This is a genomic window from Mycobacterium sp. IDUB_21, from assembly GCF_055419425.1.
Genome location: NZ_JBVAXQ010000010.1, coordinates 147,879 through 171,210, shown reverse-complemented (window position 1 = coordinate 171,210; position 23,332 = coordinate 147,879). Strand labels below are relative to the sequence as shown.

Sequence of the window (23,332 nt, the reverse complement as noted above, 5' to 3'; positions counted from 1 at the left end):
GTGTGACCCGGCAGTTCCGGCGACCGATGGCGGCGCTGGGCCGGCTCGGTGATCACACCCTGTTCTACGGCAGGGCGATCGCCACGGCGCCGTTCGCATTCACCCATTACCGCCGCGAGGTCATCCGGCTGATCGCCGAGATCAGCATGGGCACCGGGACACTGGCGATGATCGGCGGCACCGTGGTGATCGTCGGCTTCTTGACCCTGGCGGCCGGCGGCACCCTTGCGGTGCAGGGCTACAGCTCGCTGGGCAACATCGGCATCGAGGCGCTGACCGGATTCCTGGCGGCGTTCATCAACGTCCGCATCTCGGCCCCGGTGGTCGCCGGCATCGGGCTGGCGGCCACCTTCGGCGCCGGGGTGACGGCGCAGCTGGGCGCGATGCGCATCAACGAGGAGATCGACGCGCTGGAGGCGATGGCGATTCGCCCGATCGCCTACCTGGTCAGCACCCGCATCGTTGCCGGATTGGTCGCGATCACCCCGCTGTACTCCATTGCGGTGATCCTGTCGTTCGTCGCCAGTCGATTCACCACGGTGTTCCTGTTCGGGCAGTCGGCCGGCTTGTATGACCACTATTTCCGGACCTTCCTGAACCCCATCGACCTGCTGTGGTCGTTCCTGCAGGCCTTCCTGATGGCGATCACCATCCTGCTGATCCACACCTACTTCGGCTATTTCGCGGCGGGCGGCCCCGCCGGGGTCGGTGTCGCGGTGGGCAATGCGGTACGGACGTCGCTGGTCGTCGTCGTGTCGGTGACGCTGCTGGTCTCGCTGTCGGTCTACGGCGCCAGCGGGAACTTCAACCTGGCCGGATAGCCGTCCCGATCGGCCGACGATCGGCCAGTCGGCGGGCATGGTATTGGCATTCTCATTTTTTGCAAGTACCGTATCCATCGATGAACGACCCAGTGCAGACCTCTTCGGGAATCCCGCTGAAACCGGTGTACGGGCCGGAAGACCGACGTGTCGAACCGGCAGCGCCGGGGACCTACCCGTTCACCCGGGGCAACTTCGAGTCCGGGTACCGCGGCCGGCTCTGGACATTTCGGCAGTACTCCGGTTTCGGCACCGCCGAGGAGTCCAACCGCCGCTACCAATATCTGCTGAGCCAGGGCGGCACCGGCCTGTCGGTCGCGCTGGACCTGCCCACCCAGTGCGGGTACGACTCGGATGACCCCGAGGTGGGCGAGGAGGTCGGCCGCGTCGGGGTGGCGGTGGACACCCTCGCCGACGCCGAGATCCTGTTCGACTCGATCCCGCTGGACAAGATCAGCACCAGCTTCACCATCAACGGCACCGCAGCGATCCTGCTCGCGTTCTACGTGGCCGCGGCCGAGCGCAAGGGCGTGCCGCGAGCCAAACTCACCGGCACCATCCAGAACGACATCCTCAAGGAGTACGCGTCCCGCGGGACGTGGATCTGGCCGCCCGAGCCGTCGCTGCGCCTGATCGCCGACACCATCGAGTTCTGTGCTGCCGAGGTGCCGCGATTCAACGCGATCTCGGTGGCCGGGGCGCACTTCCGTGACGCCGGCGCCAACGCGGTGCAGGAGATGGCGTTCACCCTGGCCGACGGCGTCACCTACTGCGACACCGTGGTGGAGCGCGGGCGGATGACCATCGACCAGTTCGCCCCGCAGGTCTCGTTCTTCTTCTACACCCACGGCGACTTCTTCGAGGAGGTCGCCAAGTACCGGGCGGGACGGCGCCGCTGGGCCACCATCGTGCGCGAGCGCTACGGCTCCGATGTCGACAAGGCGTCGATGTTCCGGTTCGGCTGTGTGGCCGGCGGGGCCTCGCTGTTCGCGCCCCAGGCCCAGAACAACCTGGTGCGGGTCGCCTACGAGTCGATGGCCGCGGTGCTGGGCGGGGTCCAGTCGATGTTCACCGCCGCCTGGGACGAGCCGTTCGCCCTGCCCAGCGAGGAGTCGGCGACGCTGGCCCTGCGCACCCAGCAGATCCTGGCCTACGAGACCGGGGTGACCCGGGTGGCCGATCCGCTCGGCGGGTCCTACTTCGTCGAGGCGCTCACCGACGCCACCGAGGAGCGCATCATCGAGATCATGGACGACCTGGAGCGCCACGGCGGCATGGTCCGCGCCATCGAGGACGGTTATCTGCAGGGGCTGATCGCCGACGAGGCGTTCAAGATCCACCACGAGATCGAGGGCGGTTCCCGGCCGGTCGTCGGGGTCAACAAGTTCACGTCCGACGAGCCGCCACCGGAGATCGCCACCTACGAGCTCGATGCCGAGGGCCGCGACGTCCAGCTCAAGCGGCTGGCCCGGGTCAAGGCCGAGCGGGACGACGGCGACGTCGCCGCCAAGCTGGCCGCGCTGTCGCGCGCCGCGGAGGGCGACGACAACCTGATGCATTCCCTGATCGACTGCGCCAACGCCTACTGCACGGTGGGTGAGATGGTCTCGGCGCTCAAGGCGGTCTGGGGCGAATTCCAGCAACCGGTGGTGTACTGATGACTTCTCCGCTCGCCTCTTCCGTGTCCGGCCCGGCACGGGTCCTGGTCGCCAAGCCCGGCCTGGACGGCCACGACCGCGGCGCCAAGATCGTCGCGCGGACGCTGCGTGACGCCGGCTTCGAGGTCATCTACACCGGCATCCGCCAGCGTGTCGAGGACATCGTCGCCACCGCCCTGCAGGAGGACGTGGCGGTGGTCGGACTGAGCATCCTGTCCGGCGCCCACGTCGCGCTGACCGCACGCATCGTCGAGGCGCTGCGGGCCGCGGACGGCGGCGACATCGCGGTGGTGGTCGGTGGAACCATTCCGCAATCCGATGTGCCCAAGCTGTTGTCGCTGGGCGCTGCGGCGGTCTTTCCCACCGGAACCTCATTGGATGACCTGTTGACCGGGGTCCGGCAGGTCATCGGGCAGACGGAGGCACCCTGACATGCGACTTGGAGTGATGATCGGGGCCGAGCGCGGCGACATGGCGCGCAAGGTCACCAAGCTGATCGCCGACATCGAGTGGGCCGAGGAGGCCGGGCTGGACACCGCCTGGATCCCGCAGGTGCCCAACGACTTCGACGCGTTGACCGCCGTGGCGCTGATGGGGGCGCGGAGCACCCGGATCGAACTCGGCACCGCCGTCGTTCCGCTGCAGGCTCAGCATCCGATCGCGCTGGCCCGCCAGGCGCTGTCGGTGCACGCCGCCATCGGCGGCCGTCTCGCGCTCGGCGTCGGGCCGTCGCACCATTGGATCATCACCGACATGCTGGGGCTGCCCTACGAGCGACCGGCCGCCTACACCCGCGACTATCTCGAGGTGCTGAACACGGCGGTGGCCGGACCCGGCCCCGTCGAGGTCGTCAACAAGAACTTCGCCGTGCACAATCCGACTGTGCTGGGCGCGGATTCGCCGATGCCGGTGTTGGTGGCAGCGCTCGGGCCGGTGATGCTGGAGCTGGCCGGCGAGTTCACCGACGGCACGGTGCTGTGGATGGCCGACCAGCGGGCGATCGGCGATCACATCGCGCCGCGGATCACCAAGGCGGCGCAGAACGCCGGCCGGCCCGCCCCCCGCATCGTCGCCGGCATCCCGGTCTGCCTTTGCGCGGCTTCCGAAGTCGAAGCGGCACGCGAGCGCGCCAACCTCATCCTCGGCGAGGCCGAGGTCTCGCCGAACTACCAGCGGCTGCTCGAGCGCGGCGACGCCCGCGACGTCGGAGACCTCTGCGCGGCGGGCGACGAAGAGGCGATCCTGGCCCAGTTCCGGCGCTACGCCGACGCGGGGGTGACGGACCTGTCCGTGCGGCTGCTGCCGATCGGCGAGACCCGTGACGAGCTGGTTGCCTCCAAGTACCGCACCCGCGAGGTGATCGCGGAGCTGGCCAAGGAGATTCGGTGAGCGGACCGCTGTCGGGGATTCGCATCCTCGAAGTCGGGGTGATGCTGGCCGGCCCGTACGCGACCATGCTGCTGGCCGATCTCGGAGCCGAGGTCATCAAGATCGAACCGCCGGCCGGAGAGATCTCCCGTCAGGTCGGTGCGAGCTACTTCGCCAGTCTCAATCGCAACAAGCGCAGCATCACCCTGGACCTGACCACCGAAGCCGGGCAGGCACGGCTGGGCGAGCTCGTCGCCGAATCGCATGCGCTGCTGGTGAATATGAAGCCCTCGGTGATCCGTAAGCTCGGACTCACCTACGAATCATTGAAGCGCCACAATGAGCGCATCGTCTGCGTGGCGCTGACCGGGTTCGGGCTGGACGGCGGTGACGAACCGGCCTTCGACTACGTGATCCAAGCCGCCACCGGGATCGCCGCGATGACCGGCGACCCGGACGGCCCGCCGACGCTGCCGGGCTACTCGTCGGCCGACAACTCCACCGGACTGGCGGCCGCACTGGGCCTGCTGGCCCAGATCGTCAGCGGCCGCGGCGGTCAGGTCGAGGTGTCGCTGCTCGACGTGATGCTGTCCCAGCTGAACTACCGTGCGTCGGCCTACCTCAACGACGGCATCGAACCGCAGCGCCATCCGAACGGGGCCCACTCGTATTACGTTCCAGCTCAGCTGTTTCCGACAGCAGAGGGTTATCTGGCACTGTTCGTCACCCACGACGGTTTCTGGAAGGCCTTCGCGACCGAAGCCGGTGTCGACGGCTTCGCGACGATGGAGGAGCGCGCGGCCCGCCGCTCCGAAGTGCTCGCCGTGGTCACCGCCGCGCTGGCCGCCGACACCGCGGCCGGTTGGGAGCGCCGCCTGCGGCCACTGGGCATCCCGGCGGCCGCCGTGCGCACGATGCCCGAAGCGCTGAAGGAGTACACCCACGCGATCGTCACGGCCGGGGATTTCCGGTTGGTGGGCAGCCCGATTCGCGTCGCCGGATACGAACCCGTTTACCGGCCGCCGCCGGCACTGGACGACTAGCGCGCGGGCTCAGACCGTGACGATGGACGCCGACGCTGTGCCGGGTGCGCCGTAGACCTGGGCGAACCCGACCTTGGGCTCACCCGGTACCTGGCGGTCACCGGCTTCACCGCGCAGTTGGCGCACCAGCTCGTGGATCTGGCGCAGTCCGGAGGCGCCGATCGGCTCACCGTTGGCGATCAGGCCGCCGTCGGTGTTGACCGGCAGCGATCCGGAGATCTCGGTCGCGCCGTCGGCGAGCAGCTTCTCCTGGTCGCCGTCGGCGCAGAAGCCGCATTCGGCCATGTGGATGACCTCGGCGCCGGCGTCGGTGTCCTGCAACTGGACCACGTCGACGTCTTCGGGTGCCACACCGGCCTTTTCGAACGCGGCGCGGGCCGCGTAGACGGTGGGGGAGACGTCTTCGGTGATCGGAGCCGACGTCCCGTGCACCTCATAGGCGCCGTAGGTCCGGGTCCGGATCTCGGTGGCCTGCAGATACACCGGCTTGTTGCTGTGGCGGTGGGCGATGTCGCCGCGGCACATCACCACCGCGGCCGCACCCTCGTCCGGAGCGCAGAACATGAACTGCGTCAGCGGGTAGTTCAGCACGGTTGAATTGAGGATGGCGTCCTCGGACATCGGCTTGCGCCGGAAGGCATTCGGGTTCAATGCACCGTTGCGGAAGTTCTTGGCGGCGACCTTGGCCAGCGTCTGCGCAGAGATGCCGTGATCGTGCAGGTAGCGGTTGGCCTTCATGCCGAAGAACTTGGTGGTGACGAACTGTCCGTTCTCGGCGTACCAGGCCGGCAGCGCCAGCTTGGCCGGATCGTCGGTGAACGCCCCGCGGGGGTGCTTGTCCATGCCGATCGCGATACCGATGTCGTACTTGCCGGAGCGGATGTTGTCGGCGCAGACCTGGGTGGCAGTCGCGGCCGTCGCGCAGGCGTTGAACACGTTGGTGAACGGGATGCCGGTGAGCCCGACCAGTCGCGTCACCGCGTCCGGGTTGGAGATCTCGTAGCTGCCGCCGACCCCGAACTGGATGTCTTTCCACTCGATGCCGGCATCATCCAGCGCGGCGTGGATCGCTTCGGCGCCCATCTGCATCGCTGATTTGTCGAACCGGCCGAACGGGTGCAGGCCGACGCCGATGATCGCCACATCGTTGTTCGCTACCGTCATTTTCCAGGTCTCCTTAGACGGGCTGGAACGCCCAGGTGAGAATCTCGGTTCCGTCGTCGTCGACGTAGAACGGCACCATGGTCAATTCGACGTCCATGCCGAACTTCAGCTTGGCCGGATCGGATTCGGTCAGGCGGGCCTCCACCTGGATGACATCGCCGAGCCGGATCAGCCCGACCCCGAACGGGGTGAAGCTTTCGGCCGTCTCACCGCCGGCGTAGGGCAGCTTCGGCACGAAGCCCTGGGTCGTCCAGGCTTCCAGGGTCCCCTGCCGGGGCAGCAGCAGATCCTGCATCCGCGGGCCGCTGCACCGTGGGCAGTGATCCTGCCGGGGCCACACCGTCGCGTCGCAGTCGTCGCATTGACTGCCGATCAGGGCCGGGTTCTCGTCGGGCCAGTTGGTGACGTCGGGAGCGAGCACTTTACGCATCGGCGTTACCTGCGCTCGGGATGCGTACACGACTTGCGGAAATCACGTTCTCAATTACAACATATGGGACTACGGCATGGGAAGCCTGGGTCGGGCCGGCCCTTCGTAAGGCAGTTTGTCCCTGGGCGCGCGAGCGTGCGCAGATGTGCAAATTCACCCGGCGTGTCGAGGGCCAACATGCACGCTGGCGGGGTGGGGTGATCCGGCTTGCCGGAGAGCTACCGATTCAGTCGGCCAGGCCGTGGGCGCAGAAGTCCCAGACCTCATCTGCACTGATGGGACGCGCGCCCGGGTCGTCGGAGTCGGCGCTGGACTGCGCGACGAACATGACGGTCTGCATGGTCATCGCCGCCATTCGCCGGGCGTTGACTCCCGGGCGCAGCTCACCGGCCTCGTCGGCGGCCTCCATCAACTCGACGAGCAGGCCCAGCAGCGGCGTGAAGGCGACTCGGACTTCGGTGGGGTGTGAAACCAGCAGTCGCGGCGCGAAGTCGGTGAACAGTGGGCGCTTGGCGGACGGGTCAGGCCGGGAGAGTTCGAAAAGCAGCTCGACGGCCACCTTCAGTCGTTCCAGCGGTTTGGCCTGGCCTTCGGTGGCGGCCCGGATCTGGTCGGCGGTCCGGCTCAGGGCGTCCTCGAACAGCGCCAGCAACAGCTCATGCTTGCCGTTGAATTGCAGGTAGAAGCTGCGCAGCGACTGCCGTGAACGCTCGACGACCTCCTGGACGGTGAAGTCTGTGCTGCCCTTTTCGATGATGATGGCCTGGGCGGCGTCCAGGAATCGCTGAACGCGCTGGGCGGCCCGCAGTCGCGCGGTCTTGATCGACCGCTCGACCGCCCGCTGCTTCCAGACGGGCTCCTCTTCGGGGTTACTCACCAGCGGCTCCGCCGTTGCCTTTTTGGGAGAACACGAATGCACCCTACCGGAGAATGACTCGGTGGGGACGTCGGCGATTTCGGCGCTGCCGTCGCGGCAGAGAAGATGGTAACTTTCCTGGAATGAGAAGCATCTTCTCATCCATTGTCGGCGCGACCGGGAATCGGCGCGGCCGGGGAACTAATTGAGGACGCCCATGTACATCGATTACGAGGTCGCCGACCGGATCGCGACGATCACGCTGAACCGGCCCGAGGCGGCCAATGCCCAGAACCCCGACTTGCTCGACGAACTCGACGCGGCCTGGACACGCGCCGCCGATGACGACGATGTCGCCGTGATCGTGCTGCGGGCCAACGGCAAACACTTCTCGGCCGGGCACGATCTCAAGGGCGGTGGACCGGTCCCGGACAAGATCACCCTGGAGTTCATCTACAAACACGAATGCAAGCGCTACCTGGAGTACACGCTGCGGTGGCGCAACGTGCCCAAGCCGTCGATCGCCGCGGTGCAGGGCCGGTGTATCTCCGGTGGGCTGATGCTGTGCTGGCCGTGCGATCTGATCATCGCCGCCGATGACGCGCAGTTCTCCGACCCGGTGGTGCTGATGGGTATCGGCGGCGTCGAATACCACGGCCACACCTGGGAACTGGGCCCGCGCAAAGCCAAGGAGATCCTGTTCACCGGCCGCGCGATGACCGCGCAGGAAGTCGAGCAGACCGGCATGGTCAACCGGGTGGTTCCGCGGGAAGACCTCGACACCGAGACCCGCCGGCTCGCCGAGCACATCGCCACCATGCCGTCATTCGCGCTGCGGCAGGCCAAACGCGCGGTCAACCAGACCCTGGACGTGCAGGGTTTCCATTCGGCGATCCAGTCCGCGTTCGACATCCACGAAACCGGGCACGGCAACGCGCTGTCGGTATGCGGCTGGCCGATTCTGGTCAACCTCGACGAGATGAAGTCACAGGTGCAGTAGCGTTCTGGCGGCAACACCAACCGTGCGCGGCTGTTCCGGTCAGCTGCCCGGTGTACGGAGAATTGTCGTACCCCCCTGCAATGCTGTTGTTATGTCCTCGATCGCGACCTCAGCCGGCGCCGAAGCGGGTCCTGGTGCACGTCTTGAGGTGTTGTTCGAGGAGCTGTCGGAGTTGACCGGTCAGCGCAATGCGATCGATGGGCGCATCGTGGAGATTGTTGCCGAGGTCGAGCGCGACGAGTTGTGGGGTGCTACCGGGGCGCGGTCAATCCCGGCGTTGGTGGCCTGGAAGACCGGTGTGTCACCGGGAAACGCCCACACCATCAGCACCGTCGCGCACCGGCTTGCAGAGTTCCCCCGCTGCGCCCAAGGCATGCGGGATGGCCAACTGTCGCTGGATCAGGTGGGCGTCATCGCCGGCCGTGCAGCCGAGGGGTCCGACGAGCACTATGCGCAGCTGGCCGGTGTTGCCACCGTCACCCAGCTGCGCACCGCGATCAAGTTGGAATCGCGGCCCGAACCCGGTCCTCGGCCCGGGCCGCAGCCCGCGATCACCAAGACCACCGACGCTGATTTCGACTTCTGGCGCATCACCTTGCCGCATGCCGACTCCGCGAAGTTCGAGGCTGCACTGCAGTCGCATGGTGATGCGCTGATCGCGGAGTGGAAACACGACCGCGAGAGCGCCGGCGGCAAGCCCGATCACCATCCCCCGATGCCGACGAATATTGATGCGTTCCTGCGGCTGGTCGAGACCGGTTGGGACGGCGAGGTGCAACGTCGCCCGCATGGGCAGCGCACCACGGTGGTGGTGCACCTCGACGTCGAACAACAGATCAGCTCCCTGCATCTGGGCCCCGTGCTCTGTGATGCCGAGCGGCAGTACCTGACCTGCGATGCCACCTGTGAAGTGTGGTTCGAACGCGAGGGGCAAGTGATCGGCTGTGGCCGCTCGACTCGCACGATCAGCCGCCGGCTGCGCCGGGCACTCGAGCACCGGCACCCCAGCTGCGCCGTCCCGGGTTGCGGCGCCACCCGCGGCCTGCATGCGCATCACATCCGGCATTGGGAAGACGGCGGCCCCACCGAGCTGAGCAACCTGGTGCTGGTGTGTCCCTATCACCACCGGCTGCATCATCGCGGCGTCATCACCATCACCGGACCAGCCGGCCACCTCGTCGTGACCGACGCAGGCGGGAAGGAACTGCATCCCGGATCGCTGGCCCGCCCACCCAGTAGGCCGCCGCCCGCGGTCGCACCCTGTCCTGGACCCACCGGTGAACGCGCCGACTGGTGGTGGTACCAACCCTTCCAACCACAAGCACCACCAACCACCAACTGATGACGCGTGCCCAATAGCTGGAACGATGACATCGTCAGACCCGAACCACGAGCTCAGGCCAGCAGGCTGCGCAGCTCCCGCTTCAGCACCTTGCCGTAGCTGTTCTTGGGCAACGCGTCGACGAACTCGTAGCGTTTCGGGCGCTTGAACCGGGCAATGCGTTCCAGCAGATGGCTGTCCAGTTCGGCGGCGGAGGCATCGCCGACGACGAAGGCGACCACGATCTCGCCCCACTCGGCATCGGGCATGCCCACCACGCCCGCTTCGGCGACGCCGGGGTGCTCCAACAACGCCTCCTCGACTTCACGCGGATAGATGTTGCTGCCACCGCTGATCACGACGTCTTTGGAGCGGTCCCGCAACGTCAGATACCCGCGTTCGTCGAACGAGCCCTGGTCGCCGGTGAACAGCCAGCCGTCCCGGATGGCCTCAGCGGTGCCGTCCGGGTTGTTCCAGTAGCCGGCCATCACCACGTCTCCGCGGCAGACGATCTCGCCGACCTCGCCGACAGGCGCGGGTGTGCCGTCGTCGCGCAGCACCGCGACCTGCACACCCGAGCGGGGATAGCCGACCGAGCCCAGGATCGTGTCGTCGCCGAGGTGGTCGGCGCGGCGCAGGCCGGTGATCGTCATCGGCGCCTCGCCCTGGCCGTAGAGCTGGGCGAACACCGGCCCGAACGCGGCCATCGCACGCTTGAGGTCTCCGAGGTACATCGGGCCGCCGCCGTAGATGATCGAGCGCAGGTTGGCCGGGCGCTCGCGGCCGGTGCCCACCAGGCGCGCCACCATTGTCGGCGCCAGAAATGCGGTGGCGCCCGGGTGGTGCCCGCACAGGTCGAGGAACTCGTCGGCGTCGAACGCGCTCGATGCCGGCACCACCTGCCGGGCGCCGCGCAGTACGTAGGGCGCGATGTAGAGGCCGGAGCCGTGCGACATCGGCGCGCCGTGGATCAGGCTGCAGTCGGCATCGGGGTCGTCGAGATCGGCGAGGTGCGCCATCGCCATCGCCGTCAGGTTGCGGTGGGTCAGCATCGCACCCTTCGAGCGCCCGGTGGTGCCGCTGGTGTAGAACAGCCACGCCAGCCGGGACGGATCCGGGTCGGGCGGTGCCGATGGCTCGCTGTGGAACCGCTCCAGATACGCGGCCTCGCCGATGGTTTCGACGTTCACGTCGACGGCGGTGCGCAGCCCGGGGGCCAGCTTCGGGGACGCGAAGGCCAGGGCCGCACCGGCGTCGTCGATGATCTGGGCCATCTCGCGGGGGTGCAGCTTGTAGTTCAGCGGGACGACGACACAGTCGGCCGCCCAGGTGGCGAACATCAGCTCGATGATCTCGGGCCGGTTCTCGCTGGCGATCACGATCCGTGCGCCTGGTCCGGCCGCTCGGCGCAGCGATGACGCCAAGCGCACTGCCCGACCGGCCAGCTCACGCCAGGTATGCAGTTGGCGCTCACCGTGATACACCGCCCCCCGATCACCGAACCGGGCCGCGGCCTGATCCAGCAAGGTGAACAGGTTCACGGCTGGACCCAGTGGGAGTCGAGCCCGAAGTCCGAGAGATATTTGGTCGAGCTCCAGCCGCCGTCGACGACGATGGTCTGGCCGTTGATGAACGCACCCGCCTCCGAGCACAGGAAGGCAACGGTATTGGCGATGTCGTCCACCCGGCCCAGTCGCGGGTACGGCGTCATCTCGGTGTTGATCTTGCGGAAGCGCGGGTCGTCGAGGCGTTTTTCGACCATCGGGGTCACGGTGACCCCGGGCGCCACCGCGTTGCACCGGATGCCCTGCGCGCCGTACTGGCAGGCGATGTGGGTGGTCAGCGCGGTCAGACCGCCCTTGGCGGCGGAGTACGCCCCGCCGCGCAACCCGCCGACCACGGCGAAGGTGGAGGTGATGTTGATGATCGCCGACCCGGGGCGCAGGTGCGGCAGCACGTCTCGCGCCAGCCGGAACGGCGCCCGCAGCATCAGATTCAGGAAGTGGTCCAGGGTTTCGTCGTCGGTGTCGTGCAGCGGTTTCGGACCGCCGACGCCGGCATTGTTGATCAGGTAGTCCACCCGGCCCCACCGGGCCAGTGCGGCGTCGATGATCCGTTGCGGCGCATCGGCAGCCGTCAGGTCGACGGCCAGGGTGGCGATGCGGTCCGGGTCGTCGATCTCGGCCGTCAGTCCGGCCAGTCGACCCTCATCGCGGCCGGTTCCCAGCACCGCCAGGCCGTCCGCGGCAAGCTTTGTGGCGCAGCCGAATCCGATTCCGCTGCTGGCGCCGGTCACGATCGCCACCTGCATTCTCAGTCACCTACCTTAGGCCGGGACAGCACCGCCCGGATCTGATGTTTGACAACCTTGCCGGCATCGTTCTTCGGCAGTTCAGCCCAGATCTCCACCTGCTCGGGAGCCTTGAACACCGCGACGCCGTGCGCGGTCAGCATGGTGCGCAACTCCGCGATATCGGGACTACCGGCGCCTGCCGGAACGATCACGGCGCAGGCGCGCTCCCCGGTGCGCGCGTCGGGCAACCCGACGACGGCGATCTCGACGATTCCGGGATGACCGACCAGGATGTCCTCCACCTCGCGCGCGGAGATGTTCTCGCCGTTGCGGACGATGACGTCCTTGATGCGGCCGGTGACGAGCAGGTAGTCCTCGTCGACCCAACGGCCGAGATCGCCGGTCGCGAAGTAGCCCTCGGCATCGAGACAGTCGTCCTCGGGGTGCTGATAACCGACCAGCATCTGCGGCCCGCGGACGTAGATCTCACCCTCGCCCGGCGGGGCGCCGGGTCGATGCGGCGGTCCCAGCTTCGCCTCTCCTTCGTCGAGCCTCGCTGAACCGCCGGGGTGGGGGACCAACTTGATGTCGGCGATCCCGGCTCGGCCGTCGGTGTCCGCGGCGTAGGACAGTTCGTGGGCTCCCACCGCGCCGACCGTGGTGACCGGAACCTCGCTGGACCCGTACACCCGGGTGACGGCGGCAGCGTCGAAGTAGCCGGCTGCCTCGCGGATCAGCGACGCCGGGACCGACGCGCCGCCGCAGACGAACAGTTTCAGGTCGGGAAGCCGGGTGCCGGCGCGACGGGCAGCGGCCAGCAGCTGGGCGAGAAACGGTGTGGCCCCCGCCATGTGGGTGCAGTGTTCGGCGAGCATGAGCTGCACGGCCGCGTCCGCATCCCAGCTGTCCATCAGCACCGCGGTGGTGTCCAGCAGCAGCGGGGCCTCGAACGCATAGATCGATCCGCCGATGTGGGCGATCGGGGACGGCACCAGGAATCGGTCACCCGGCTCGATCAGCCAGTGCCGCCCCAGCTGAGCGATCAGGGCATGGATCGAATTATGACTGTGCAGCACGCCTTTCGGTCGGCCGGTGGTGCCCGAGGTGTACAGCAGCAGCCGGATCGCAGCGGGATCCAGGGTGGGAAGGGAATTTTCACCGGAACCGTCGAACAGCGTGTGGTAATCGGTATGGCCGGCTGACGTGCCGCGCACCAGCACGATCTCGGGGGGATCGGGGACGGCGGCGGTCACCCGGGTCAGCATCGCCGCGTAGTCGTGGCCGCGGAACTGCGCCGGCGCGAACAGCATTCGGGAACGCGAGTCGGCGAGGATGAACGTCACCTCGGCGTCACGCAACGACGGCAGGATCGGGTTGACCACCATCCCGGCCAGGGTGGCGGCCAAATAGACGACGGCGGCCTCGTGCCAGTTCGGCAGCATGAACGACACCACACTGCCGGTCGGAATCTTCTCCGACATCGCATCGGCCAGCGCCGTCGCCCGGGTGTGCAGGTCCCGGCAGGTCAATCGGGTGTCGCCGTCGACGAGCAGCACTCGGTCGGGGGTCCGATCGGTTGCCTGCGCCAGGGCGTCGGCCAGCGTGTTCAGCATCACGGGCCGGACTGTCCCATCACCCGGTGCAGGGTCATCGAGTACCGGTAGTCGTCGCCGGCATGGGTGTTGACCGTCACCTGGGCGACCTCGCCCTCGGAGGTGGTGTAGCTGCGCTGCATCTGCAGTGCGGCGGTGCCGGGGTCGACGGCCAGCTCATCGGCGAGTTCCGGGGTGATGATCACCGCGCGGATGTGCTGGCGCACCTCGACGACGCTGACCCCGAACACGTCCTCGATCAGCGGGAAGATCGGGCCCGAGTGCCGCTGCAGCAATCGGCCGACGCGGGCGAAGGACCGGTTGATGTAGTACTCGGTCCGGCAGATCGGTGCGCTCTCGCCCTCGGCCCGGCGGTTGCCGCGTACCGCCAGCCAGTCGGTTCCGATCGGCAGACCGGTGCGCGCGGCGATGTCGTCGTCGACGGTGACCATGGTGTTGGAGTCGATCTCGAATGAGGAGCCGGCCGCGAACGCGACGAGGTCATCGATCGACACCACTTCCTGCGCATAGCAGTTCGTCGCGGTGCGGGGGATCACCACGGTGCCCGCGCGGGGCCGGGAGGTCACCAGGTTGTCCTCCCGCAGTCGCCGCAGCGCCTCGCGGACCGTGTAGCGGCTGACCGAGAACCGTTCGCACAGTTCATGTTCGGTGGGCAGCTGCGAACCCACCGGATACACCCCGTCGGCGATCTCCTTGCGCAGCTCCCGCGCGACCATGAGGTAGCGGTGGTCGGTCACGGGCCGGCCGGGTGTAGTGCCAGCACGCTGCCGTCCCCGTCGGCCGAGACGAACAGGGTGCCATCGCGACCGCGTGCGATGCCGGCGAACGGGCCCTGCGGACCGGAGAACGGCGGCATGCCCTTCAGTGGCTTGGGCACCACGCCCGGCGGCGGCCCGATCGGCAGACCGGAGGCGATGGTGTGCCGCGTTCCGGTGTCGAGGTCCACGGCCAGCACCTCGCGGGTGCCCGCATCCACGATGTAGAGCAGGTTCCCGGAGACCAGAATGCCCTGCGGCCTGCCCAAGCCGTCGACCACCGTCTCGGTCCCGGACGCACTGACCCGTACCACCCGGCCGGCGCCGGATTCGGCCACCAGGTACGTCCCGTGACCGTCGGCAACAGCGATTCCGACCGGGCCGGCCAGCCCCGCAGCGAGCACCTCGACCGTCCCGGCGCGAACACCCAGCACCCGGCCGGTGCCGAACTCGGTGACCACCACACCGGCCGATCCCACCGCCACCCCGTAGAGCTGGTCGAAGCCGTCGGCGAGCACCTCGTTGCGGGATTGGGCCGGCAGGTATCGGCTGACCTGCCCGCCGGAGGTGGTGACGACGAACTCGCCGGGACCGACCGCGGCCACGCCGCGCACGAACCCGGGGTAGCCGGGGCTGAACAGCATTCCCAGCGTCTGCAGCCGACCGTCGGCGCCGACCGCGTAGAAGTAGGTGCCATCGGCGACGTAGAGGGTGCCGGCGCCGTCGACGGTGAGATCCAGCGGCCAGTTCAGCCCGCCCGCCAGTACCGTCGTCACCTCGCCGCCCCCGGCGATCTCGGTGATCTCGCCGCTGAAGTTGGAGGCGAACAGGCGCTCACCGACGAAGGTGCAGTTGTCCAGCCCGGGATTCAGCTGTGCCAGCACGGTGTGATTCCCCGTGCGCGGATCGATGCGCAACACCTGACCGCTGGCCGCCTGGGTGGAGACGATGAATCCGTCGGCGTCGAACTTCACCGAGTCCGGCACGCCCAGGTCGCCTGCGACGCGTTGCGGTGCGGCGTCGGTGGCATACGGGTCGATTCGCCAGATCTCGTTGGCGGTCATCACCGGGAAGTACAGCAGTCCGTCGGGTCCCACCTCCATGGCGTTGGGCGACGGGAGGTTTTCCGCGAGGATGCGCTGCGCGCCGGTGGCCCGGTCGAGTTCCATCAGACGCCCGCCGTCGCGGCACTCCCCGACGAACAGCCGATCCTGGTACACGGTGATCCCGTTGGCGCAGGGCAGGTCGTCGCGCAGCACGCGGGCCCGCCCGTTGTCGAGCGCACTGACCCGGGCGTCCATCACCTCGGTGGCATACAGGGTGCCGTCGGCGTCGAAGGCCACATCGTCGGGTGCGACGACGTCCCCGCCCCGCGCGCTCACGGTCACCAGCTCGCCGGTGGACACGTCCAGCGCGCTGATCTGACTTCCGGTCACCTGGGCGACGTAGACCCGGCCGTCGGGTCCGGTGCGCAGGCCGTTGGCGCCGAACAGCCGGCTCGGCCGGGTGATCCGCTCCAGCCGCCAGCCGGGCGCGACTGCCGGCGTGGTCAGTCCGTCGCGGGCCAGGGGCGGCGCAGGGTCACTCATGACTTCGGACGTTATCAAGCGCGGTTAGTCCAGACAATAGCTGCCACGGATCGGTGTCCCGGCCTTGACGCGCAAATAAGCCCTGCGGAATAGTGTTCTGCAATACGCAGAACGGAGTATTTTGTCCGAACAAATAATGACTGACGGTGCTGGGGATGCTCCGGTGGGCGGGCCGCTGCGCGGTGTGCGTGTGGTCGACCTGACGACGATGGTGATGGGCCCGTACTGCACGCAGATCATGGCCGACATGGGCGCCGACGTCATCAAGGTCGAGCCGCCCGACGGCGACGCCACCCGCTACATCTCGGCGGGCCCCGCGCCCGACATGAGCGGGGTGTTCGTCAACGTCAACCGTGGCAAACGCGGGATCGTGCTGGACCTGCGCACCGCGGAGGGCATGACGGCGGTGACCGCGCTGATCGGCACCGCCGACGTCTTCATCCACTCGATGCGGGCCAAGGCGATCGCGAAGCTGGGTCTGGGCTACGACGAGGTCGCCGCCATCAACCCCGCGATCGTCTACACCAACTGCTACGGGTACGGGCGTCGCGGCCCGGACGGCGACCGCCCGGCCTACGACGACACCATCCAGGCCGAGTGCGGGCTGCCCGCGGTGCAACAACAACTCACCGGGCGGGCCGACTACGTGGGCACCATCATGGCCGACAAGATCGCCGGGCTGACCGCCCTGTACGCCACGACGATGGCGCTGTTCCACCGGGAGCGGACCGGGCAGGGCCAGGAGGTCGAGGTCGCGATGTTCGAGACCATGGCGTCGTTCATGCTCGTCGAACACGCCAACGGCGCGATGTTCGATCCGCCGCTGGGCCCGGCGGTCTACCCGCGCACGGTGGCGCCGAACCGGCGGCCCTATCAGACCAGCGACGGGCAGATCTCCGCGCTGATCTACAACGACAAGCACTGGAACGCCTTCATCGCTACGGTGCAGCCGCCCTGGGCGTCCGAGCAGTACGCCACCCTGGCGCAGCGCGCCCAGCAGATCGACACCGTCTACGGACTGTTGGCCGGGACGATGAAGGAACGCACCACCGAGCAATGGCTGAAGTTGTTGCGCGAGCTGGAGATACCGGCCGCCCCGCTGAACACCCCCGGCGACCTCTTCGATGACCCGCACCTCAACGCGGTGGGCCTGTTCGAGACCGTCGACACCCCGGCCGGCCCGGTGCGTTTCCCCGGCGTGCCCACCTGGCTGTCACGCACCCCCGGCCGGGTCGCCGGCCCGGCACCGGAACTGGGTGCACACACCGCGGCGGTGCTCGCCGAACTCGGACTCGATGCGGGACCGGTATGAGCCCGCCGGCGACGATGCAGAGCGGAGCTTGCGGAGCGATGCTGAGGAGTGGCGCATGAGCATGGACTTCGACATGGGCCCGCGGGCCGGGCAGCTGCGGGGACAGCTGCGCGAACTGGTCGACCACGAGCTGCCGGAGGATTTTCCGGGAGCGTTCACCGACGACCCCGCCGATCTGGCTGCGGCACAACGGTTCTGCCGGGTGCTCGCCGAGCGCGACCTGTTGTGCCTGTCCTGGCCGGAGGAATTCGGCGGGGCGGACTCCTCGGTGTGGGAGCAGACCGTGGTGCGCGAGGAGATGTGGGCGCACCACGAACCGCGCGGCGCGCAGTACATGGGGGTGAACTGGGTCGGGCCCATCATCATGCGGCACGGCACGCCCGAACAGCAGCGCCGGCATCTGCCCCCGATCGCGGCCGGCGAGGTGATCTGGTGTCAGGGGTTCTCCGAGCCCGAAGCGGGTTCGGACCTGGCCTCGCTGCGCACCCACGCGCGCCGCGACGAAGACGGCTGGCTGATCAACGGCCAGAAGATCTGGACCTCCTACGCGACGATGGCGCAGTGGTGTTTCCTACTGGCCCGCACCACCCGCGTGGGGGACGGAACGGTCACCAAAAAGCAGCAGGGCTTGACCGTCTTCCTGGTCCCGATGGACAACCCGGCGATCCAGGTCCGGCCGATCCGCACCATGATGGGCCCGCACCACCTCAACGAGGTGTTCTTCGACGACCTGCGGGTCACCGACGCCGACGTACTCGGCGACGTCGACGCCGGCTGGTCGATCGTGGCCGACGTGATGTCCTACGAGCGGGTGGGTATCGCCCGGTATGCGCGCTGCGAACGACTGCTGGTCGCCGCCCCCGATGCGCTCGGGGAGCGTTGGGAGAGTTTGCCCGCCGAGTTGGCGGCCCGCTGGGTGCGGATGCTCACGCACTGCCGGCGCGCCCGGTTGATGGCCTACCGGGTGGTGTCCCTGCAGGCCGGCGGGCAGATTGCGCCCGGGGACGCCGCCGCCTACCGGATCGCGGTCACCCGGCTGGATCAGGAGAGCGCGGAGGTCCTGATGGAGATCGCCGCCCAAGCGCCGGCCGAGCCGCAAGGGCGGCGGTTCCGCGCCGAGGTCGAAGACCATTGGCGTTACTCGCAGGCTGCCACTGTCTCGTCGGGAAGCATTGAGATGCAGCGCATTCTGCTCTCCCGGGCGTTGTTGGCGGGGTCGCGATGATCCTCGAACTCGGCGCGGACGCGCAAGAATACGGACGGGCGGCAAGGCGGGCGTTCGAAGCCGCCGGCGGCGACGACCTGGTGGTGCGCGCCGACGCGGATCCGGCCGGGCGCGAACAACTGGTCGGGCCGATCCTGCGTGGGCTGGGGGCCTTCGACCTCAAGCCCCGTGCCGACGCCGACGAACTCGAGGCGTCCGCCGCACTGTGCCGCAGCGCCGGCTACTGGGGGATCCCCTACCCGGTGGCCGAATGTCTCTCGGCGCCGGCCGATCTCGATGTTGACGGGCTGATCGTGGTGGCCGAGCACGCCCCCGCCGGTGCGGTGGCCGGGCTGTCGAAGCGGTGGGCCGCGGTCACACTCGCCGGGGTGCGCAGCACGGCGGTGGCGCAGCCGGCGACCGGGGCGGCCCTGGTGGCCGAGCTGACGCTGACCGAGATCGACACCGACGGCGCCGGGGACGTCGCGCTGGGTCTGGTGCTGGGGTGCTGGACGCTGCTGGGGATGCTGGATCGGGCGCTGGATCTGACGACCGCTCATGTGCGGCTGCGTGAACAGTTCGGGCAGGCGCTGGCGAAGTTCCAGGGCGTGCAGTTCCAGTTGACCGACGCCGAGGTGGAGCGCGCCGGGCTGGACATGCTGGCCAAATATGCGCTGTGGAGCATCGCGACCGGGCGCGCGGAAGCCATCGATGACGCCCTGGCGCTGCGATCGGCAGCCCTGGAAGCCGCCGAGGTGGTGTTCCGGATCTGTCACCAGTTGCACGGCGCTGTCGGGTTCTGCGACGAGACGGCGCTGTCCTGGCTGTCGCGGTACAGCCAGCCGCTGCGCCGGCTGCCGTGGGGGCTGTCGGCCACCCGCGATTTGTTGGTCCGTCGCGTCGGCCGCACCGGACTGACGGGGCTCTACGCATGAATCACCAGCCGTCGCAGGAGATCGCCACGAGCCCCGGCGATTTCCGCTCCCAGGTGCGCCAGTGGTGTGCCGACAACATCCCCGCCGACTGGCGCCGCACCCAGACCGGCGTCGGCGAGCAGGACTTCGTCGACTTCCAGCGCAGCTGGTTCGCCACCCTGCACAGCGCCGGCTTCGCGGTCCCGCACTGGCCGCGCGAGTGGGGCGGTGGCATGTCGGTGGCCGATCAGGCCGTGCTGTACCAGGAACTGGCCGCCCATGACGCGCCCCGGCTGGTGCTGGCGTTCGTCGGCATCCACCACGCCGCGGCCACCCTGCTGGCCGCGGGCACCGAGGAGCAGCGCCGCCGCCATCTGCCGGCGATCCTGGACGGCGAGATCTGGGTGCAGGGCTTCTCCGAACCGGAGGCCGGCTCGGATCTGGCGTCGCTGCGCACCACCGCGCGCCGGGTGGGGGACGGCTCGGAGGGCTGGGTGGTTAACGGCCAGAAGTTGTGGGCCAGCGGCGCAAGCTACGCGCAGTGGTGTCTGCTGCTGGCGCGCACCGACCCGAACGCCCCCAAGCGCAAAGGCATCTCCTATTTCCTGCTGGACATGGCCACCCCCGGGGTGCAGGTGCGGCCGATTCGCAACGCCGTCGGCGACCAGCATTTCTGCGAGATCTTCCTCGACGATGTGGTGATCCCGGCGGCCAACCTGATCGGGGCCGAGAACGCCGGTTGGCAGGTGGCCCAGGCGACGCTGGGGGCTGAGCGCGGCATGACCATGCTCGAGCTGGCCGAGCGGCTGGGCTACGCGGGGTTTCGCCGGCTGGTCGACGTCGCCCCGACCGATGACCCGGTGGTGGCCGACCGGCTGGCGCAGCTGGAAACCGAGATCACCGGCTTGCGCAGCATGTGCCGGCAGCTGGTGGCCGATGTCGAAGCGGGCAGGGCCGGGCCCGCCGACGCCTCGATCGTGAAGCTGTTCTACAGCGAATTGCTGCAGCGGCTCACCGATTTCGGGGCCGAGATCGGCGGACCGGCCGCGCACACCGTACTGGCCAAACCGCTGTCCAGCGGCTGGGAGTCGGGATCGTGGGTGCTGGACTTCATCGGGTCCTGGGAGTGGACCATTCCCGGCGGCTCCAGCGAGATCCAGCGCACCATCATCGGCGAACGCGGACTCGGCCTGCCGCGAGAACCGAGTATGCCGTGATCACTGGTGATTTCGGGGACTTCACCGAGCTGCACGACGACCTTCGGGCCGTCGCCGCCGATGTGCTGGCCCGCGGGCGCGTCGTCGACTGGACCAGCTTGGTCGACGCCGGCTGGGTGGGGCTGGAGGCCCCCGATGCGCTCGGCGGCGCGGGGGCGAGCTTCGCCGAGACCGCGGTGATCTGCCAGGAACTGGGCCGCGCCGCCGCGGCGACGCCCTACCTGGGCAGCGCGGTGCTGGCTGTGGGCGTGTTGACCACGCTGCAGGACAGCGCCGTTCGTGATGAGTTGCTGGCCGATGTCGCCACCGGGGCGGCCCGAGTGGCGGTTGCGGTCGGAGACTTCACCGTCGACGCCGACCGGCGACTGACCGGCCGCGCCGATTTCGTTCCGGACGCCGAGGGCGCCGACCGGTTGCTGGTGCTGGCCACCGATGCGTCCGGCGCCGACGTCGCCGTCGCCGCCGACAGGCTGACCGTCACCCCGCAGCCGGTGCTCGACGAAACCCGCCGGGTCGCCACCGTGACCGCCGACCGGATCGAGGCGGCCGAGCCGCTGCGCTTCGCCGGCAGTGCGCGGCCTGTCCTGAATCGCGCGGCCGTCGCGGTGGCCTGCGACAGCCTGGGCCTGGCCGAAGCGATGCTCGCCGCAACCGTGTCCTATGTGCGGACGCGGGAGCAGTTCGGCCGTCCCATCGGCTCTTTTCAGGCCGTCAAGCACGCGTGCGCCGACATGCTGGTGAAGGTCTCGGTGGCGCGTGCCCTGGTGCGCGAGGCCATCGGAGCTATAGCGGCGGTGGCCGGCGCAGAAATCGACGCATCCGATGTGGACGCAGCCGTCGCCATGGCGAAGTCCTATACCTGCGGTGCCGCCGTCGACGTCGTCGGCAAGGCACTGCAACTACACGGCGGCATCGGTTACACGTGGGAGAGCGGTATTCACGTCTATCTGAAGCGCGCCACTTTCAACCGGTCGCTGTTCGGCTCCCCGGCAGCGCATCGTCATTGTCTCGCTCAACGGTATTAACAAGTCAAGCAAGGAGTTTCGACTGTGGGTGTGCCCGTATATCGCCGGATTCTGGAACTGTTCGAGGCCGAGGGCGTCAACACGCTCTTCGGTATTCCCGACCCCAACTTCGTGCATATGTTCGTCGAGGCCGAACAGCGCGGCTGGTCGGTGGTGGCCCCGCACCACGAGGAGAGCGCGGGATTCATGGCGGAGGCCGCGTCGCGGATGACCGGCCGGCCCGGACTGTGCATCGGCACCCTGGGGCCGGGGGTGGCCAATATCGCCGGGGCGATGATGTGCGCCAAGGTGGAGAACTCCCCGGTGGTGTTCCTGGGCGGGCAGCGGGCCCGCATCACCGAGCGGCGGGTGCGGCGCGGCCGCATCCAATTCGTCCGCCAGGAAGAGCTTTTCACGCCGTCGGTGAAATACAGCGCGTCGATCGAGTACGCCGACCAGACCGATGAGATCGTGCACGAGGCGATCCGGCGCGCCCTGTCCGGCACCCCCGGCCCGGCCTACATCGAATACCCGTCGCAGGTGATCCTCGAAGAGCTCGACGTCGCCGCTCCGCCCGAGCCGCACCGCTACCGGCTGGTGAACCAGCGGGCCGGGGCGCCCGAAGTCGCCGAAGCCGTCGAGATCATCCGCGGCGCGGCCAACCCGATCCTGCTGGTCGGCCACGGGGTGCACACGACGCGCAGCGCGGCGGCGGTCGCCGAGCTCGCCGAGCTGATGGCCTGCCCGGTGATCCAGACCTCCGGCGGTACCGCGTTCATCCCCGGTCTGGAGGACCGCACCTTCCCCTACGGGTTCTCCTCCGCGGCCGTCGAAGCGGTACAGAACTCCGATGTCTGCGTGGCGCTGGGCACAGAACTGGGCGAGCCGGTGCACTACGGCACCACCCGGCACTGGGCGGACAAGAACGCCGAGCGCAAATGGATCTACGTTGAGCAGGACCCGCTGGCGATCGGGGTGAACCGGCCGATCGACGTGCCGTTGGTGGGTGATCTGCGCGGCGTCGTCCCGCAGCTTGTGGAAGCACTGCGCGCCAGTCCCCGCATGCCGGCCGCCGATCTGGATCGCTGGGTCAAACAGGACGCCGAGCAGTTGGCCGAACTGGCCGAGAGCGCACCGGCCGGGCGTTCCCCGGTGCACCCGGCGCGCTACGTGGTCGAGGCCACCAAAGCTTTTCCCGCCGACGGCATCATGGTCCGCGACGGCGGCGCCACCGTCATCTTCCAGTGGACCTATTCGCAGGCCAAGCCGCACGACGTGATGTGGAACCAGAACTTCGGGCATCTCGGCACCGGCCTGCCGTATGCGGTGGGCGCCTCGGTCGCCGAGGGCGGCAAGCGCCCGGTGATGCTGCTGACCAGCGACTCGGCGTTCCTGTTCCACATCGCCGAGCTCGAGACCGCGGCCCGGCTGGGGTTGCCCCTTGTCTGCGTGGTCGGGGTGGACCACCAGTGGGGCCTGGAGGTCGGGGTGTACAAGCGGACGTTCGAACAACCGTCGCCGCAGCCCGGGGTGCACTGGAGCAAGGACGTCCGGTTCGACAAGATCGCCGAGGGCATGGGCTGCCGCGGCGAGTACGTCGATGACGAGGCGGAGATCGGCCCGGCGATCAAGCGCGCCTACGCTGCGGGCGGTACCGCGGTGATCCATGTGTGCATCGATCCCAAGGCCAATTCGGAGGAGATGCCCAACTACGCCGAGTTCCGCACCTGGTACGCCGAAGGCACCCAGTGACGAGAATGTTATTCTCAT

Annotated in this window: 21 protein-coding genes; 13 read left to right on the top strand and 8 right to left on the bottom strand. The window is 68.5% G+C overall.

Annotation, left to right across the window (positions count from 1 at the left end; genetic code table 11):
• The first annotated feature begins 26 nt into the window (after nucleotides 1–26).
• From ACZYY4_RS16190 to ACZYY4_RS16170, 5 genes are all read left to right on the top strand, one after another.
• A complete protein-coding gene (locus ACZYY4_RS16190) occupies nucleotides 27–821 on the top strand; it encodes an MlaE family ABC transporter permease (RefSeq protein ID WP_463811041.1) in 795 nt (264 codons plus the stop codon).
• A gap of 80 nt (nucleotides 822–901) precedes the next feature.
• Nucleotides 902–2,479, top strand: coding sequence for a methylmalonyl-CoA mutase family protein (locus tag ACZYY4_RS16185; protein WP_463811002.1), 1,578 nt, complete (start codon nucleotides 902–904; stop codon nucleotides 2,477–2,479).
• On the top strand, nucleotides 2,479–2,910 hold the full coding sequence (locus ACZYY4_RS16180) for a cobalamin B12-binding domain-containing protein (protein ID WP_463811001.1): 432 nt from the start codon (nucleotides 2,479–2,481) through the stop codon (nucleotides 2,908–2,910). The genes ACZYY4_RS16185 and ACZYY4_RS16180 overlap by 1 nt, the downstream gene beginning before the upstream one ends.
• Nucleotide 2,911: 1 nt before the next feature.
• Entirely contained in the window at nucleotides 2,912–3,868 is a 957-nt protein-coding gene (locus ACZYY4_RS16175; RefSeq protein ID WP_463811000.1) for an LLM class F420-dependent oxidoreductase, read from the top strand.
• Nucleotides 3,865–4,890, top strand: coding sequence for a CaiB/BaiF CoA transferase family protein (locus ACZYY4_RS16170; RefSeq protein ID WP_463810999.1), 1,026 nt, complete (start codon nucleotides 3,865–3,867; stop codon nucleotides 4,888–4,890). The genes ACZYY4_RS16175 and ACZYY4_RS16170 overlap by 4 nt, the downstream gene beginning before the upstream one ends.
• A gap of 9 nt (nucleotides 4,891–4,899) precedes the next feature.
• Here the strand turns inward: ACZYY4_RS16170 and ACZYY4_RS16165 are convergent, their stop codons facing one another.
• The 3 genes from ACZYY4_RS16165 to ACZYY4_RS16155 form a co-directional block, all read right to left on the bottom strand.
• The gene (locus ACZYY4_RS16165; RefSeq protein WP_463810998.1) at nucleotides 4,900–6,054 is read right to left on the bottom strand and encodes a thiolase family protein; all 1,155 of its coding nucleotides are present in this window, start codon (nucleotides 6,052–6,054) and stop codon (nucleotides 4,900–4,902) included.
• Between the two features lie 13 nt (nucleotides 6,055–6,067).
• Nucleotides 6,068–6,484 carry a Zn-ribbon domain-containing OB-fold protein gene (locus ACZYY4_RS16160; protein ID WP_463810997.1) on the bottom strand — a complete coding sequence of 139 codons (417 nt, stop codon included), beginning with the start codon at nucleotides 6,482–6,484 and terminating at the stop codon, nucleotides 6,068–6,070.
• 226 nt (nucleotides 6,485–6,710) lie between these two features.
• Nucleotides 6,711–7,361 (bottom strand): TetR/AcrR family transcriptional regulator, encoded by a 651-nt coding sequence (locus ACZYY4_RS16155; protein WP_463810996.1) that lies wholly within the window; start codon nucleotides 7,359–7,361, stop codon nucleotides 6,711–6,713.
• Nucleotides 7,362–7,557: 196 nt separating this feature from the next.
• Between ACZYY4_RS16155 and ACZYY4_RS16150 the strand changes: the two genes are divergently transcribed.
• Nucleotides 7,558–8,340: an enoyl-CoA hydratase gene (locus ACZYY4_RS16150; RefSeq protein ID WP_463810995.1), complete on the top strand. Its 783-nt coding sequence runs from the start codon at nucleotides 7,558–7,560 to the stop codon at nucleotides 8,338–8,340.
• A 91-nt stretch (nucleotides 8,341–8,431) separates the two neighbouring features.
• Nucleotides 8,432–9,682: an HNH endonuclease signature motif containing protein gene (locus tag ACZYY4_RS16145; RefSeq protein ID WP_463810994.1), complete on the top strand. Its 1,251-nt coding sequence runs from the start codon at nucleotides 8,432–8,434 to the stop codon at nucleotides 9,680–9,682.
• 53 nt (nucleotides 9,683–9,735) lie between these two features.
• Here ACZYY4_RS16145 and ACZYY4_RS16140 read toward each other — a convergent pair whose 3' ends face one another.
• Genes ACZYY4_RS16140 through ACZYY4_RS16120 form a run of 5 tightly spaced genes read right to left on the bottom strand, consistent with a single transcriptional unit; the run spans nucleotide 9,736 to nucleotide 15,911 of the window.
• Entirely contained in the window at nucleotides 9,736–11,202 is a 1,467-nt protein-coding gene (locus ACZYY4_RS16140; protein WP_463810993.1) for an AMP-binding protein, read from the bottom strand.
• On the bottom strand, nucleotides 11,199–11,972 hold the full coding sequence (locus ACZYY4_RS16135; protein WP_463810992.1) for an SDR family NAD(P)-dependent oxidoreductase: 774 nt from the start codon (nucleotides 11,970–11,972) through the stop codon (nucleotides 11,199–11,201). The genes ACZYY4_RS16140 and ACZYY4_RS16135 overlap by 4 nt, the downstream gene beginning before the upstream one ends.
• A gap of 2 nt (nucleotides 11,973–11,974) precedes the next feature.
• Nucleotides 11,975–13,567 (bottom strand): AMP-binding protein, encoded by a 1,593-nt coding sequence (locus ACZYY4_RS16130; RefSeq protein ID WP_463811040.1) that lies wholly within the window; start codon nucleotides 13,565–13,567, stop codon nucleotides 11,975–11,977.
• Nucleotides 13,567–14,283 carry a GntR family transcriptional regulator gene (locus tag ACZYY4_RS16125; RefSeq protein ID WP_463811039.1) on the bottom strand — a complete coding sequence of 239 codons (717 nt, stop codon included), beginning with the start codon at nucleotides 14,281–14,283 and terminating at the stop codon, nucleotides 13,567–13,569. Before ACZYY4_RS16125 ends, ACZYY4_RS16130 begins: the two co-directional genes overlap by 1 nt.
• A gap of 17 nt (nucleotides 14,284–14,300) precedes the next feature.
• Entirely contained in the window at nucleotides 14,301–15,911 is a 1,611-nt protein-coding gene (locus ACZYY4_RS16120) for an SMP-30/gluconolactonase/LRE family protein (protein WP_463810991.1), read from the bottom strand.
• Nucleotides 15,912–16,086: 175 nt separating this feature from the next.
• Here ACZYY4_RS16120 and ACZYY4_RS16115 point away from each other — a divergent pair, with 175 nt between their 5' ends.
• Genes ACZYY4_RS16115 through ACZYY4_RS16090 form a run of 6 tightly spaced genes read left to right on the top strand, consistent with a single transcriptional unit; the run spans nucleotide 16,087 to nucleotide 23,314 of the window.
• Nucleotides 16,087–17,223 (top strand): CaiB/BaiF CoA transferase family protein, encoded by a 1,137-nt coding sequence (locus ACZYY4_RS16115; RefSeq protein WP_463811038.1) that lies wholly within the window; start codon nucleotides 16,087–16,089, stop codon nucleotides 17,221–17,223.
• Between the two features lie 55 nt (nucleotides 17,224–17,278).
• Nucleotides 17,279–18,448: an acyl-CoA dehydrogenase family protein gene (locus tag ACZYY4_RS16110; RefSeq protein ID WP_463810990.1), complete on the top strand. Its 1,170-nt coding sequence runs from the start codon at nucleotides 17,279–17,281 to the stop codon at nucleotides 18,446–18,448.
• Entirely contained in the window at nucleotides 18,445–19,362 is a 918-nt protein-coding gene (locus tag ACZYY4_RS16105; protein ID WP_463810989.1) for an acyl-CoA dehydrogenase family protein, read from the top strand. Before ACZYY4_RS16110 ends, ACZYY4_RS16105 begins: the two co-directional genes overlap by 4 nt.
• Nucleotides 19,359–20,558 carry an acyl-CoA dehydrogenase family protein gene (locus tag ACZYY4_RS16100; protein WP_463810988.1) on the top strand — a complete coding sequence of 400 codons (1,200 nt, stop codon included), beginning with the start codon at nucleotides 19,359–19,361 and terminating at the stop codon, nucleotides 20,556–20,558. Before ACZYY4_RS16105 ends, ACZYY4_RS16100 begins: the two co-directional genes overlap by 4 nt.
• Nucleotides 20,555–21,583: an acyl-CoA dehydrogenase family protein gene (locus tag ACZYY4_RS16095; RefSeq protein ID WP_463810987.1), complete on the top strand. Its 1,029-nt coding sequence runs from the start codon at nucleotides 20,555–20,557 to the stop codon at nucleotides 21,581–21,583. Before ACZYY4_RS16100 ends, ACZYY4_RS16095 begins: the two co-directional genes overlap by 4 nt.
• Nucleotides 21,584–21,607: 24 nt before the next feature.
• On the top strand, nucleotides 21,608–23,314 hold the full coding sequence (locus ACZYY4_RS16090; protein WP_463810986.1) for a thiamine pyrophosphate-binding protein: 1,707 nt from the start codon (nucleotides 21,608–21,610) through the stop codon (nucleotides 23,312–23,314).
• The last annotated feature ends 18 nt before the right edge of the window (nucleotides 23,315–23,332 follow it).